This window comes from Deinococcus sp. HSC-46F16 (genome assembly GCF_024171495.1).
Classification (GTDB): domain Bacteria; phylum Deinococcota; class Deinococci; order Deinococcales; family Deinococcaceae; genus Deinococcus.
Genome location: NZ_JALJZW010000004.1, coordinates 315682 through 328444 on the forward strand (window position 1 = coordinate 315682; position 12763 = coordinate 328444).

Annotated in this window: 14 protein-coding genes; 10 read left to right on the forward strand and 4 right to left on the reverse strand. The window is 68.9% G+C overall.

From position 1 onward, the window contains the following. Positions 1-21 precede the first annotated feature (21 nt). The 10 genes from L1280_RS10805 to L1280_RS10850 all read left to right on the forward strand — a co-directional run bounded on the left by L1280_RS10805 (position 22) and on the right by L1280_RS10850 (position 9538). Positions 22-1719 (forward strand): long-chain fatty acid--CoA ligase, encoded by a 1698-nt coding sequence (locus L1280_RS10805; protein WP_253582276.1) that lies wholly within the window; start codon positions 22-24, stop codon positions 1717-1719. Between the two features lie 25 nt (positions 1720-1744). Further along, complete coding sequence (locus tag L1280_RS10810) at positions 1745-2755, forward strand: esterase family protein (protein WP_253582277.1); 1011 nt, start codon at positions 1745-1747, stop codon at positions 2753-2755. 55 nt (positions 2756-2810) lie between these two features. Beyond that, positions 2811-3881, forward strand: coding sequence for a peptidase C39 family protein (locus L1280_RS10815; RefSeq protein WP_253582278.1), 1071 nt, complete (start codon positions 2811-2813; stop codon positions 3879-3881). A gap of 68 nt (positions 3882-3949) precedes the next feature. Then, entirely contained in the window at positions 3950-5689 is a 1740-nt protein-coding gene (locus tag L1280_RS10820) for a pilus assembly PilX N-terminal domain-containing protein (RefSeq protein WP_253582279.1), read from the forward strand. Then, the gene (locus tag L1280_RS10825) at positions 5686-6186 is read left to right on the forward strand and encodes a prepilin-type N-terminal cleavage/methylation domain-containing protein (RefSeq protein WP_253582280.1); all 501 of its coding nucleotides are present in this window, start codon (positions 5686-5688) and stop codon (positions 6184-6186) included. The genes L1280_RS10820 and L1280_RS10825 overlap by 4 nt, the downstream gene beginning before the upstream one ends. Beyond that, positions 6183-6584, forward strand: coding sequence for a prepilin-type N-terminal cleavage/methylation domain-containing protein (locus tag L1280_RS10830; protein WP_253582281.1), 402 nt, complete (start codon positions 6183-6185; stop codon positions 6582-6584). Before L1280_RS10825 ends, L1280_RS10830 begins: the two co-directional genes overlap by 4 nt. Then, entirely contained in the window at positions 6524-7381 is an 858-nt protein-coding gene (locus L1280_RS10835; protein WP_256488206.1) for a type II secretion system protein J, read from the forward strand. The genes L1280_RS10830 and L1280_RS10835 overlap by 61 nt, the downstream gene beginning before the upstream one ends. A 24-nt stretch (positions 7382-7405) precedes the next feature. Beyond that, complete coding sequence (locus L1280_RS10840) at positions 7406-8236, forward strand: hypothetical protein (RefSeq protein ID WP_253582283.1); 831 nt, start codon at positions 7406-7408, stop codon at positions 8234-8236. A gap of 18 nt (positions 8237-8254) precedes the next feature. Continuing rightward, on the forward strand, positions 8255-9121 hold the full coding sequence (locus L1280_RS10845) for an alpha/beta fold hydrolase (RefSeq protein ID WP_253582284.1): 867 nt from the start codon (positions 8255-8257) through the stop codon (positions 9119-9121). A 30-nt stretch (positions 9122-9151) separates the two neighbouring features. Beyond that, positions 9152-9538, forward strand: a complete 387-nt coding sequence (locus L1280_RS10850; RefSeq protein ID WP_253582285.1) for a 2Fe-2S iron-sulfur cluster-binding protein — start codon at positions 9152-9154, stop codon at positions 9536-9538. A gap of 160 nt (positions 9539-9698) precedes the next feature. Here L1280_RS10850 and L1280_RS10855 read toward each other — a convergent pair whose 3' ends face one another. Genes L1280_RS10855 through L1280_RS10870 form a run of 4 tightly spaced genes read right to left on the reverse strand, consistent with a single transcriptional unit; the run spans position 9699 to position 12726 of the window. After that, positions 9699-10502 (reverse strand): DUF421 domain-containing protein, encoded by an 804-nt coding sequence (locus L1280_RS10855; protein ID WP_253582286.1) that lies wholly within the window; start codon positions 10500-10502, stop codon positions 9699-9701. Next, complete coding sequence (locus L1280_RS10860) at positions 10499-10690, reverse strand: hypothetical protein (protein WP_253582287.1); 192 nt, start codon at positions 10688-10690, stop codon at positions 10499-10501. The genes L1280_RS10855 and L1280_RS10860 overlap by 4 nt, the downstream gene beginning before the upstream one ends. Before the next feature lie 15 nt (positions 10691-10705). Beyond that, on the reverse strand, positions 10706-11737 hold the full coding sequence (gene mltG, locus L1280_RS10865) for an endolytic transglycosylase MltG (protein WP_253582288.1): 1032 nt from the start codon (positions 11735-11737) through the stop codon (positions 10706-10708). After that, complete coding sequence (locus L1280_RS10870; RefSeq protein ID WP_253582289.1) at positions 11734-12726, reverse strand: carbohydrate kinase family protein; 993 nt, start codon at positions 12724-12726, stop codon at positions 11734-11736. The genes mltG and L1280_RS10870 overlap by 4 nt, the downstream gene beginning before the upstream one ends. Positions 12727-12763: the final 37 nt, after the last annotated feature.

Below are 12763 nucleotides of genomic sequence, written 5' to 3' on the forward strand. Positions count from 1 at the left end.
ATCGCCCGCCGAGGAGGTCCTATGCAAGGCACCATGATGGACGTTCCCCTCACCATCCCCTTCATCCTGGAGCGTGCCCGCACGATCTATGCCGGGCGCGAGGTCGTCAGCCTGCTCGTCGCCGGGCGCGACGAGGCCGGGCAACCCATCCCCCACAAGCACCGCACGACCTACGGAGCGGTGGCCGACCGGGCGCTGCGGCTGGGCACGGCGCTTCAGGGCCTCGGCCTGACCCCCGGCGACCGGGTGGCCACCCTGGCGGTGAACTCGTTCCGGCATCTCGAAGCGTACCTGGGGGTCCCCAGCGCGGGCTTCGTGCTGCACACGGTCAACATCCGCCTGCACCCCGAGCAGATCGCCTGGATTCTGAACCACGCCGAAGACCGGGTGCTGCTGATCGAGAACGTCTTCGCGGCGATGATTCCGGCGCTCAAAGCGGCGTGCCCGAAGCTGGAGCACATCGTCGTGCTGGGGCCGCTGCCGCAGCCTATCCCCGGCGTGCAGAACTACGACTCCTGGGTGATGGGCCACGAGCCGATGCCGCGCTACCCGCAGCTCGCGGAAACGGACGCCGCCGCCATGTGCTACACCTCCGGGACGACCGGGAATCCCAAGGGGGTGCTGTACACCCACCGCTCGACGGTGCTGCACTCGCTCGCCAGTGCCCCCAAGGACGCGCTGAACGTGGGCGAGCGCGACGTGGTGCTGCCGGTGGTGCCCATGTTCCACGTCAACGCCTGGGGCCTGCCCTACACCTGCGCGATGTACGGGGCGGCGCAGGTCTACGGCGGGGCCTTCAGCGACGGCCCGACCCTGGCCCGGCTGATGCAGGACGAGCGCGTGACCATCACGGCGGGGGTGCCCACGATCTGGATGGGCCTGCTCGCCGAACTCGACCGGGCGAAGGCGGCGGGGCAGCCCTACGACCTCTCAGCGCTGGAACGGTTGGTGGTGGGCGGCTCGGCGGCGCCCGAGAGCATGATTCGCGCCTTCGAGGAGCGGCATGACCTCAGCCTCGCGCACGCCTGGGGCATGACCGAGACGCATCCGCTGGGGACCGCCAGCATCGTGCCGGTCGGGATCGACGAGCGCAGCGACGAGGGCTACCGCCTCCGGGCCAAGCAGGGGCAGCCCGTGCCGCTGGTCTTTCTGGAGATCGTCTCGGAGCAAGGCGAGCCGCTCCCCCACGACGGCAAGACGATGGGCCGCCTGATCGCGCGGGGGCCGTGGATCGCCAGTTCCTACTTCAAGGGCGAGGGCGAGGGGAGCTTCTTTGAGCGGGACGGCGAGCTGTGGTTCGACACCGGGGACATCGCCACCCTCGACGAGCGCGGCTACATGCACATTCAGGACCGGGCCAAGGACCTGATCAAGTCGGGCGGCGAGTGGATCAGCAGCGTGGACCTGGAAAACGCGATCATGGCCCACCCCGCCGTCGCGCAGTGCGCCGTGATCGCCATGGACGACCCCAAGTGGGACGAGCGCCCGCTGGCGGTGGTCACCCTGCGCGAGGGCGGGCAGGTCACCCACGAGGAACTGCGCGATTTCCTGGCGCCCAAGTTCGCCAAGTGGTGGCTCCCCGACGCGACCGTCTTTGCCGCCAGCCTGCCCATCGGCGCGACGGGCAAGTTCCTCAAGCGCGAGCTGCGCGAGCAGTACCGGGGCTACCCCCACACCCACGAGACGCACCATGCCAACCTCGCGGGCGAGGGAGGCTGAAGCCCAACCCCGTAGAATCCCCACTATGGCCGTTTCGGTGCGGGGACAACAGGTGACCCTTCTTCCCCCGGCGGGTGCTGCGGCGCTCGTCGGGGATTTCACGGACTGGAGGAAGCGGCCTGCCCTCCCGGTCGTGGACGGGCATCCCATCACGCTGACCCTGCCGCGTGGGGCCTGGGTGGAATACGCCTGGCTGGACGCGGAGGGCAAGGCCTTTCCCGACCCCGACAACGGGCAAAAGTCGCTCAACCCGTGGTGGCCCTACCCCCGCGCCGCCGTGGTGGGAGAGTATGTCCGGCACCCCCTGTGGCACCTCCCCGACGCGACCCAGAAGGGCACCGCCCACCGCCTGACCTGGCCCGGCGAGGTCTTTCCCGGCACGCGCCGCGCCATCGTCTACACCCCGCACGGCCACGACCCGGCGCGGCCCACACCCGTCTACTACGTGCAGGACGGGGTGGCCTTCTACCGCACCGGGCGGCTGGGCGAGGTCATGGACCGGGCGGTGGAGGCGGGGCGGGCCGAAGGGGCGGTACTCGTCTTCGTGGAGCCGGGCGACCGCAGCACGGAGTATTACCTCAACGACTCCTACCTCGACTTTCTGCGGCAGGAGGTCTTTCCGCGTGTGGAGGGCGAGTACGCCACCGTCTCCCAGCGGGGGCTGTGGGGCGCGAGTCTGGGCGGCCTGATCTCGCTGCACCTGGGCGCGGGGCACCCGGACCTCTTCTCGCGGGTGGTGAGCCATTCCGGCGCCTTCATCGCCCGGCCCGGCGCGACCGACCCGGACGGCACCATCAACACGACCACGGCGGGCGAATGGCTGCGCGAGCGGCTGGAAGCCAGCCCACCCCGGCACCTGCGGGCGAGTCTGGATACCGGGGTGCTGGAATGGCTCACCGCGCCCAACCGCCGCATGGCTGCCTCGCTCGCCGACCTCGGCGTCGAGCATCAGTACCGCGAGTACCCCAGCGGCCACAACTGGGTGACGTGGCGCGACGCGCTGCCGGAAGCGTTCCTATACATGCAGGGCACGTGACGCCCGCCCCCCAGCACTCACCCGGTCCCGCCCCGCAGACGCCACAATCGGCCCCATGCGTGCCGCCCTACTCGCGGCGCTGCTCCTCGCGGGCGGCGCGGAGGCCCTGACCATGACCCATCCGAATTCCACCACCGTCCTGCACGAGCGGGCGGCCGACTGGCAGGGGGCCACGCTCGCGGGCGTGGCGGTGCGCGGCGACGCACTGACCCTGGCGCCGGGCAAGGCGTCCGGCACCCTGACCAGCCTCCCCGTGAAGGTGCCCGCCTTCGACGAACTCGTGCCCTCGTGGAACGCGAAGACGGCGGGGAACGGCAGCGTCACCGTGGAGGTGCGGACGCAGGGGTCGGGGGGCACCTGGAGCCGCTGGTTTTCCTTCGGGACATGGCAGCGGGCCGAGGGGCGAACCTCCGTGAACGGACAGCGCGACGCGGCGGGGCAGGTCCTCACCGATACGCTGCGTCTGACTGCCAAGGCCAGCGCTTACCAGTACCGGGTCACCCTGCGCGGGGCGGGCACCGAGGTGCGGCTGGTCGGGATGAACACCAGCGACCGCGCCCGCCGCAGCGCGGGGCTGGGGCACCCCGGCGACCGGGCGGCTTGGGGCAAGGTGATCCCTGTGCCCCAGCGTTCGCAGATGCTCTACCCGAACGGCGGCGAGGTGTGGTGCAGCCCGACGAGCGTGTCCATGATCCTGGCGAACCATGGGGTGGACGTGCCCGTGCCGCAGGCGGCGAAGGGCACCTTCGACCGGGCGTATGGCGGCACCGGGAATTGGGCCTTCAACGCGGCGTACGCGGGCGAGCAGGGGCTGCGGTCCTTCGTGACCCGGCTCCCTCACCTCGCGGCGGCCGAGCGGTACACGGCGGCCGGGGTGCCGCTGGCCGTCAGCCTGGGCTGGAAGGGGGGCGAGCTGCCCGGTGCGCCCCTGAGCTACAGCGACGGGCACTTGATGGTCCTCGTGGGCTTCGACGCGCAGGGCAATCCAGTCCTGAACGACCCCGCCGCCCCCACCGACGCGGGCGTGCGGCGCACCTATCCCCGTGCGGCTTTCGAGCGGCTGTGGCTCTCGCACTCGGGCGGGCTGAGCTACGTGATCGCGCCTCCGGGCGTGCGGCTGCCCTGAAGCGCACCCCATTCTGCCGCCCCTGATCGGGTGTTTCGCGCCCCGTCCCCCCTCTCTACAGTGGGGGCATGAGTGTTCACGTCCTTCGTCCCCGCAGGCGCCGCCGCGAAGAGGGCATCGCGCTGGTGGTTGTCCTCCTCTTCACGGCGGTCGTCCTCACGATCGTGGTGAGCACCACCGCCACGCTGGCGCTGGGGGCGCGGGGCGGCGGCGTGAACGAGCGGGCGGCGTATCAGGCGCTGCTGGCGGCGGAGAGCGGGCTGAATACGTTTGAGGCACGCGTGAGGGACAAGACAGACAGCCTGCCTCTCGCCCAGAGGCTGCGCGGCACCCCACCGACTCCCCAGCAGTTCAACGCGTGGCTTCAGGCGTATGGCCTGAACACCTACACCACGGCGAGCGGACGGTCGGTCACGCTGACCTTTGACCCGGCGCAGGCCCCCGATCTGGCGCTGGTCGCGACCGAGGCCAATGGGAACACCAAGAAAGTCGTGCTGCAAAATTACTCGGCCTATTCCGCTCCGGCTTACAACATCCGCGCAGACGCCCCGCTGGTTTCCTATCCCAACGTGGACGTCAAGGGCGGCGCGCGCATTGAGGGGCAGAATGGACTCAACTCGACGGGCATGACCCAGGTCGCCAAGGTTGATCAGCCCTCCGGAGTAACGCTGGCCGCTTCCGCGACAGCACCGACCTTTTCCATGAACTTGGAGGCCACCCTGGGAGCCAGGGACCGGATGCTGCTGGCGGCTGGAGATTATGTCAGCGTAGGCTCACGCAGTTACCGGGTGCAGTCGGTCCGCGAGGCGACGGGCACCCAGCCCCGTGACGCCGAAGTGACCCTTAAGGCTCTGGGCGACAGCTTTCCACTGATCACCATCACCAACAGCGCGGCCGTGCAGCGGATCGACTCGGCCGTGACAGCTTCTTTTATCCAGACAGTCAACCAGACAACGACTGTCCCCGTCTCCGACCCCACCTTTTTTGTGGTGGGGTCCGACGTTTTCCTGGGAGCCATGAAGGGAAGGGTGGAGAGCATCGACACGTTGGCCAAGACCATCCAGGTGAACTGGCTGAGCACGTCGGGGGCCAACTCTGCCACGGTCACGGAGGGGACACCCGTCCGGCGGGACGTCCGGGCAGTCGCTTCTGGGTACGGCATTGACGGTGAGGACCAGGTGACGAACGGTGTCTATGAAGATGATCTGCGTCTGCGCAATCTCAATCCGTTCAATCCTTCAGCAGACACCGAGACCACCGACCTTTTCACCCATACCTTCGGCCAAACGAAAAAGCAGATGCTCAATGTCGCCCCGTTCAATGTCGGGCTGACGGCCACCGATCCGCAGCCATGGGTCAATCCGACCAGCGGCTTCACAGGCACGATGCCTGACCCCCCCACGCGGCCCGTACTGATTGACGGCAGTCTTCATTTGAATGGAAGCCAGGAACTCTGCGGCCGGGGCATTCTCATCGTCAAGGGCAACATGACGGTCAACGGCACGTGCGCGGCGGGCTTCCAAGGCGCCATCTATGTAATGGGGGATTACGACCAGCAGGGCAACTCCATCATTAATGGCGCAGTGATCGCAGAAGGGGCGACCGAGATCGTCGCCGGTACCGAATGTGTTCCCAACCCGACCGGTGACACAGGCAGTGGCTCCGGAAACTCCTGTGATACGCAAGTCGCCGGAACTGGCCAGGGCAGTGGCAAGATTAACTACGACCGGGGAGCACTGCTGGCGGCCGGTTCCCTCCTCTCCCCGCCCACCTTCGGGGCCGTGCAGGGAACTTGGAGGCAGCGGTGAGGCGGCACGGCTTCACGCTCGTTGAGCTGTTGATTGTCGTCGCCATCATCGGAATTCTGGCGGCCATTGGCCTGGTGAACTACGCGCGGTGGCGGGCGAGTTCGGCCGTGATGGATGGAGCACAGCAATTCGCACAGGCCATCAACACTGCGAGGACAGGGGCGAAGCGGGCCAATGCCTGCTGGCAGATTTCATTGGTGTCGACCGCTGTCAGCAACACGCAGTATCAGGTCAAGGAATACAGCACACCCAATTGCGCCGGTAGCACGGCCTCTTTGCTCCGTACCCGGACATACACCATGCCAGCGGGAACCCAACTTTTCCCCTCAACTTCGGCGGGCATTCCCGTTGCCACGTCTGATCCGGTCGAGTTTACGCCGCCCTACGCGACCACGGACGCCTCCCCGAACACCTACGCAGTGCGGTGGATCAACAACACCAACGTCTGGCGAACGGTACGCATCACCAGCATCATGGGAAAGGTTGTGGTGAAGTGAAGCAGCGGGCAGAGCAGGGACTGACCCTCATCGAAGTGCTGGTCGCGCTCGCCATCTTTACCATCGTCTCTGTGGCGGTGTTGTCGATGTTTCCGGCCATCTTCAAACTCAACAGCCAGACACGGGCGGACCAGGCCGTGACCGTCGGGGCCAAACAGTACATGGAGAGCGTTCGGACCAACTTCTCAACGAGCACCCTGTTTGACACGGCGACCACCGCCTCCCTCCCCCCAGCCCCCTCGGGAAACGAGGTCAACGGCTACACCTGCGAACGGGGGGTCACGGACGTTCCGAATCCGACTGGCGGGCTGACCATCATCAAGCGGGTCACCTTGACATGCACCCACACCAGCCAGCCCGAGCAGACCTTCGTCCTCGACTTCGGGAGACCCTCGTGAGGCGCCGGGCCGATCAGGGACTCACCTTGGTCGAACTGCTGATCGCCATGGCAATTATGGGGATCGTCTTCGTGCTGGTGACCAACTGGCAGGTGTCTACGCTCAGCATCTCGACACGCACCAATGCCCTGTCGCAGCGGCTCAGTGACCTGACCGACGTCACAGGCTACGTGGGGGACCGGGTGCGCTCGGCGGTCCGGGTGCGGGTGGCCACCTCGGGCATGACGGTCAATTCGGGCACCGGAAATGCCTGCTCCAACGAGCGGCCCTGCCTGGCCGTGGTGCTTCCCATGCCCTCGGCGTCGGGCGGAATCAACGAATATGACCTGTACACCTACCGGATGGAGCCACGCTCCGTGCTCAATGAAGACGACAGACCGGACGACGACTGGGCCAACGGAACGGACGTCTCTCCGGCGGTCACCTCTAGAGTTCAGGTGCTGCGCGAATACCGCACCCATTCGGCAAGCACCCCGGCGACCTGTCAGGCGACACCCGCCCAGTTCGAATCGGGCAGCTTTGTGGGCACCAGCGCCAACGTCGCCAACTGCACAGCGATGCGTGACCTCGCGAGTCTAGGGAGTGTGGGGAGCACCCTTCCCTATCTTGTCTCGGACTACTTGACGCCTGCCAACGAATTGAAGGACGTTTCCGGAGCGAACGTGCCCGCATTCAGCCTGACCAGTGGCGCAATCACCCTGCGCTTCCAGAGCAAGTTTCGCGTCCGAGGGGCGACGCAACTGCTCCCAATCCCGCCCTACGCCCTCACCGTGCAGGCCCGCAACGTCGCCCCGTAAAGCCCCGCACCCTACACTCCCCCCATGCTCTTCTCCACCCGCTGCCCCGAGTGTGCCCGTGAGATGCGGGCAGAGTTCGCCGACAGCGCCGTCCATGACCTGACCTGTCCGCACTGCGGGGCCGAGTTCTGCGTGCTGGTGCGCAAGCACAAGTTCGAGGTGCTGTTCGACCTGGGCACGCGGGCGCTGATGGACGGCTACGCGCGGGAGGCAGTCGCCACCTTCGCGGCGGCGCTGGAGCGCTTCTTCGAGTTCTATGTGCGGGCGGCGGTGCTGGAGCGGATGGCGGACGGCGAGACCGACTTCACGGGGGCACTCGCGGCGCTGGACGGCACCTGGAAGCACGTCTCGGCGCAGTCGGAGCGGCAACTGGGCATGTTCGCGCTGGCCTACCTGCTGCGCGAGGGCCGCCCGCCCGACTTCCTGACCCCGCAGGCCCTGGGCAGCGACTTTCGCAACCGGGTCGTGCACCGGGGCGCCCTGCCCCGACGCGAGGAGGTCGAGGCCTACGCCGCCCGCGTCTTCGCGCTGATCGACCGGCTGCTGACTGAACTGGGCGAGGGAGCCGCCCACGCCGCGCTCGCGCAGGAGGCCGAGTTTGCGGCGCACCTCGCGCGGCTGCCGGGTCATGTCACCGCCGTCTTCGAGGAGCATCCCGGCATGTTCCGTGCCCGGCGCTTCGGGGGCGACGTGCCCGGCAAGGCCGCCCCCGACAAGGCGGCGCCCGACTCGCCCCGCAACGACGCGCAGACCTTCGCGCGGGCGCTGGCCGAGCGGGGGCCGGGGCTGGATCACCTGCTGCGGGAACACTTCCTGAAGGATCCCAGCCGCAAGGGGGGCGGGGGGCGGTCCTGAAGGCCCCTACACTGGGGCATGATCCCTCCCGAGACGGAGTTCCGGTCCCGCCACGTCGTCACGAACGGGGTGCGGCTGCATGTCGTGGAGGCGGGGCCGGAGAGAGGGCCGCCCGTGGTCCTGCTGCACGGCTTTCCCGAGTTCTGGGAGGGCTGGACCCGGCAGATTGGCCCCCTCTCCCGTGCGGGCTTCCGGGTGATCGTGCCGGACCTGCGGGGGTACAACCTCAGCGAGAAGCCGTCCGGCGTGCGGGCTTACCGGGTGGGCACGCTCCAGGAGGACGTGGCGGGCCTGATCCGTGCCCTGGGGTATGAGCGGGCACACGTCGTCGGGCACGACTGGGGCGGCATCATCGCGTGGGCGCTGGCGCTGCGGCAGCCGGAGGTCATCGAGCGGCTGGTGATTCTCAACGCGCCGCACCCCGCCGCCTACCGCCGGGCGCTGGGGCACCCCGCGCAGTGGATGCGGTCGTGGTACGTGCTGTTCTTCCAGTTGCCGTGGCTGCCCGAGCGGATGCTGCCGCGCTTCGGGCGGTGGGCGCTGCAGGGGACCAACCCGGCGGCCTACCTGCCCGAGGAGCGGCGGCGCTATGAGGAAGCGTGGGCGCGGCCCGGTGCGGCGACCGCGATGGTCAACTACTACCGGGCGATGGTGCGGCTGGGCGGCCTGGGGCGGGGCGGCGGCGCGGTTCCTCCCATCCGGGTGCCCACCCTGGTGCTGTGGGGCGAGCGGGACGTGGCGCTGCGGCCCGAACTCGCCGACGGGCTGGAGGAGTGGGTTCCCGGCGTGCGGGTGGTGCGCTTTCCCCGCGCGAGCCACTGGGTCATGCGCGACGAGCCGCTGCGGGTGAACAACCTGCTGCTGGAGTTCCTGTCGGGCCAGTGACCTGAGTCTCTTTTCGTGCCATCCTCGGCCATGACGACGGAGACAGTGCAGATCAGGGTGGAGGGCTACGGCGAGGTCACGGCGCGGGCGGGCGAGCGGCTGGTGCTGGCGCTGGAACGCGGCGGGGTGGACATCCTGCACCGCTGCGGGGGCGTGGCCCGCTGCACGACCTGCCGGGTGAGCTTCTCTGAGGGCGAACCCGACCTGATGACGGTGGCCGAGCACGACAAGCTCGTGGAAAAGGGACTGCTGGGGCAGGCGCGGCTCTCCTGCCAGATCGAGTGCGCCGAGGGCATGGCCGTGACGCCGCTGCAAACGGCGCGGTCGAGCGGACTGGAACCCGGCAAGGCACCCGCCGAGCAGATCGAACCCGAGCCCGAGTGGACCACCCGGCCGGGGTCATCGACCGAGGGCTAATACGGATTCCGGTTGAACAGTTACACAAACTGTTCAACCCGAGCGGACTTGTAAAGCTGCGGAGCAGAGCGAGCAGGAACAAAACGGTTGCCGGGAAAGGAGTTGTCGAACCGGAAAGGCGCCGGTTCGACAACTCCTTTTCCGGCAACCGTATAAACCGCTAGCCCGGCGTCGTGCCGGGACCGCCCCCCAGCGGACCGCCGAGGCCCAGACGGTGATCCCCCCCATCGCCGCCGGAGTCGTCACGGGCAGAGCCGTGCGCCCCCCCCAGCGGGTCTGTGGTCGCGTGGGTCCAGTCCTCGTGCCCGCAGTGGGGACAGGGGGGAACGGGGCCGTCCACCAGGCTGACCGCGCCGCAGGAGGTGCAGGCGAGCTGGCCCTGGCCGCCCTCCCTAACCGGGACGGGCGCTTCCAGGTCCCAGGGGGGCACGATGGGCAAGCCCGGCGGCGCGTCCCCCTGATGCAGAAACACGCTGAGGTTGCCGTCCTGCTCGAAGTAGACCCGCTGCACCTCCCCGAGTTGCCGCACCCCGGCGACCCGCAGGCGCTCGAAGAGGTCTTCCCGGCTGAGGTTGGAGCGGTCGAGCGCGGGGTTCGACATTATCCCGTCGCGGACGAGTTCGACGGGGACGCCCTCAATAAAGGTCTCGACCGTCTCGTTCTTGATGACGAGGTAGGCGAGCAGGCGCTGCATCCCCACCACCAGCGCCAGCACCAGCATCGCGTGGGCGAGCGGCACCTCCGGGTAGAACATCGGGTCGCCCGCCGCCGAGCCCAGCCCGATCACGATGGCGAGTTCCAGCGGACTGAGCTGCGCCAGCCCCCGCTTGCCCATCAGCCGCAGCAGCAGCAGCAGCCAGCCGAAAATCACGACCGTCCGCAGGGCGATCTCCGCGAAAAAGAGCGGCGGGAAGTCACCCAGGAACATCCGGGGCAGGTCGAGCGGGACGACCTCGGCGCTCATGGACTGCGCTCCGGCGGGGGCACCTCCGCCTCGGTCAGTCCCAGTCCGGCGAGCACCTGAGGGCGCGTCCAGCCCACGTACCCGGCGAGGTCATGCAGGGCCGCCTCGAACTCGGGCGAACCGGGGGGCAGCGCCCGCAGCCGCGCCCACAGCGCGTTTCGACGCCTCAGGAAGTCACGGTCGGGCACGGCATCCCTCCAGCCTCAGCGGTAGGTCGCGTTGTCGCGCAGGTGCTCGGCGTAGGTGTGGTTGACGTAGATCTTGCCGTCCGGCGCATGCAGAAAGTAGAGGGCGTCACGGCCGTCGGACAGCTTGCGCTCGGCGTTCAGGACGCTCAGCAGGGCGGGCTGGCCGGGGTTGTTGATGGGGCCAGCGGGCAGGCCCTGGCGGGTGTAGGTCGAGTAGGGCGTGTCCTTCTCGAAATCTCCCGCCGAGCGGTCGAGTTCGGGAAGGTCCTTGCCCAGCCCGTAAGCGACGGTGGGGTCGCTGCCCAGCGCGATGCCGTCGCGCAGACGGTTGAGAAAGACCCCCGCGATGACCGGCATCTCCGCGTTGTTGGCGGCCTCCGCCTGCACCATGCTGCCCAGAATCACCCAGTCGCGTACCGACAGGCCCAGCGCCTTCGCCTTCGCCACGTTCTCCGGGGTGAATTCCTGCTCCATGCGCTCGACCATCTCTTTCACCGCGTCCGCAGGCGTCTCCCCCACCCGGAACTCGTAGGTCGCCGGGAAGATGAAGCCTTCGAGGTTCTCCTGCTCGCCCCGCGCGTACTGGCTGAGGGACGCGTCGTTGAGGGCCGCCTCGATGCCTGCCCGGTCAAAGCCTGCCTTCTCGAAGACGGGCGGAATGTCGCGCAGGCGCCAGCCCTCGGGCACCGTCACGTTGACGGTGGGGATGCGGGCGGGTCCGGCGAGTTTTTCGGCGACCTGATAGACGGTCATGTCGCCCTTCAGGTCGTAGAGGCCCTCCTTGAGGCTGCTCGCCGTGCCGTTTCGCCGCATCACGAATCTGAGGGCGTCGGCGTTTTTCACGATGCCCCTCTCCTGCAACTCGCGGGCCACGGCGGGCAGGGTGTCGCCGGGCTCGACCTCCAGGGTGTAGGGACCGCCCCCGGCGGGCTGGGTCAGGCCGCGCAGGTACACGAAAACCCCGGCAGCGGCCAGCAGCAGCAGAATCACCAGGCCCAGCAGAATCTTGACCCACAGGGCCATGCCGCCCCCCTGAAGCCGGGTCATGCGGGCACCCCATCCGCACCGAACGGGGTCACGCCGTGCGCGGCCAGCCGCCGCCCCAGCTCCGCGTCGGCGGGGGGCCGGGCACCGAAGCGCGAGACGACCCAGCCGCCGACCTCTACGGCGAGGCGGGCGGCGCGGGGGGCGTCGCCGTGGGCGAGCCAGCCCGCCAGGAAGGCGCCCCCGAAGGCGTCTCCGGCCCCGGTCGCGTCCACCGGGCGGTCGGCCGTGGCGGGGATATGCACGCGGGGCTGCTCCGGCCCTTCCAGCAGGGCGCCCTCGTCGTCCATCTTCAGGACCACCAGGGCATCGGGGTAGCGCTCCCGCAGGCAGGCCAGGGCCGGGCCGGGTTCGGCCTCGCCGGTCAGGGCGCGGGCCTCGTCGGCGTTGGGGAAAATCACGTCGAAGGGGACCGCGTCGACGATCCCGAGAAAGGTCTCGCGGCCGAGTTGCTGAATCATCTGAAAGCTCCCAGGGTCGAGGCTGAGGGTGGCCCCCCCCTCGCGGGCGAGGGTGGCGGCGGCCAGGGCGGCGGCGCGGGGCGGATCACGGAACAGGCTCCAGGCGGTGAGGTGCAGGTGCCGCGCTCCGCGCAGGGTCTCCCCCGGCAGTTCGTCGGGGCGCAGCTCCCAGTCGGCGGCCTGCCCGGTCAGCATGGCCCGCTGGCCGTGACGGTCGATCAGGGCGAGGATCACCCCGGTGGGATGCTCGTCCGACAGGATGACCTCGGCGCCCACGCCTTCCGAACGCAGTTCATAGGTGGCGAGGTCCCCGAAGCGGTCGCGGCCCACCTTGCCCACGAAGGTGGCGGGGTATCCGGCCCGGCGTGCCCACACCGCCAGATTCGCGGCCGAGCCGCCGCCGGAGAGTTCCAGGCGCCCGGTCGTGTCGCCGCCCGGCAGCAGCATCGTGTCCGGCTTGGCCAGCACGTCCCAGGCGAGGTCGCCCAGCGACACCAGCGGGCGGAGCGGGGAAGAGAGGGGTTGGCTCATGCGTGCCTCGCAGCATACCGTTCCGGGGCCGCCGCGC

Excerpts from the sequence above, each read along its gene's own strand:
- mltG (WP_253582288.1), bottom strand. The coding sequence starts at position 11,737 with ATGACCCGGCTTCAGGGGGGCGGCATGGCCCTGTGGGTCAAGATTCTG.
- L1280_RS10835 (WP_256488206.1), top strand. The coding sequence starts at position 6,524 with ATGCACCCACACCAGCCAGCCCGAGCAGACCTTCGTCCTCGACTTCGG.
- L1280_RS10855 (WP_253582286.1), bottom strand. The coding sequence starts at position 10,502 with ATGAGCGCCGAGGTCGTCCCGCTCGACCTGCCCCGGATGTTCCTGGGT.
- L1280_RS10845 (WP_253582284.1), top strand. The coding sequence starts at position 8,255 with ATGATCCCTCCCGAGACGGAGTTCCGGTCCCGCCACGTCGTCACGAAC.
- L1280_RS10810 (WP_253582277.1), top strand. The coding sequence starts at position 1,745 with ATGGCCGTTTCGGTGCGGGGACAACAGGTGACCCTTCTTCCCCCGGCG.
- L1280_RS10870 (WP_253582289.1), bottom strand. The coding sequence starts at position 12,726 with ATGAGCCAACCCCTCTCTTCCCCGCTCCGCCCGCTGGTGTCGCTGGGC.
- L1280_RS10840 (WP_253582283.1), top strand. The coding sequence starts at position 7,406 with ATGCTCTTCTCCACCCGCTGCCCCGAGTGTGCCCGTGAGATGCGGGCA.
- L1280_RS10815 (WP_253582278.1), top strand. The coding sequence starts at position 2,811 with ATGCGTGCCGCCCTACTCGCGGCGCTGCTCCTCGCGGGCGGCGCGGAG.
- L1280_RS10820 (WP_253582279.1), top strand. The coding sequence starts at position 3,950 with ATGAGTGTTCACGTCCTTCGTCCCCGCAGGCGCCGCCGCGAAGAGGGC.
- L1280_RS10805 (WP_253582276.1), top strand. The coding sequence starts at position 22 with ATGCAAGGCACCATGATGGACGTTCCCCTCACCATCCCCTTCATCCTG.
- L1280_RS10850 (WP_253582285.1), top strand. The coding sequence starts at position 9,152 with ATGACGACGGAGACAGTGCAGATCAGGGTGGAGGGCTACGGCGAGGTC.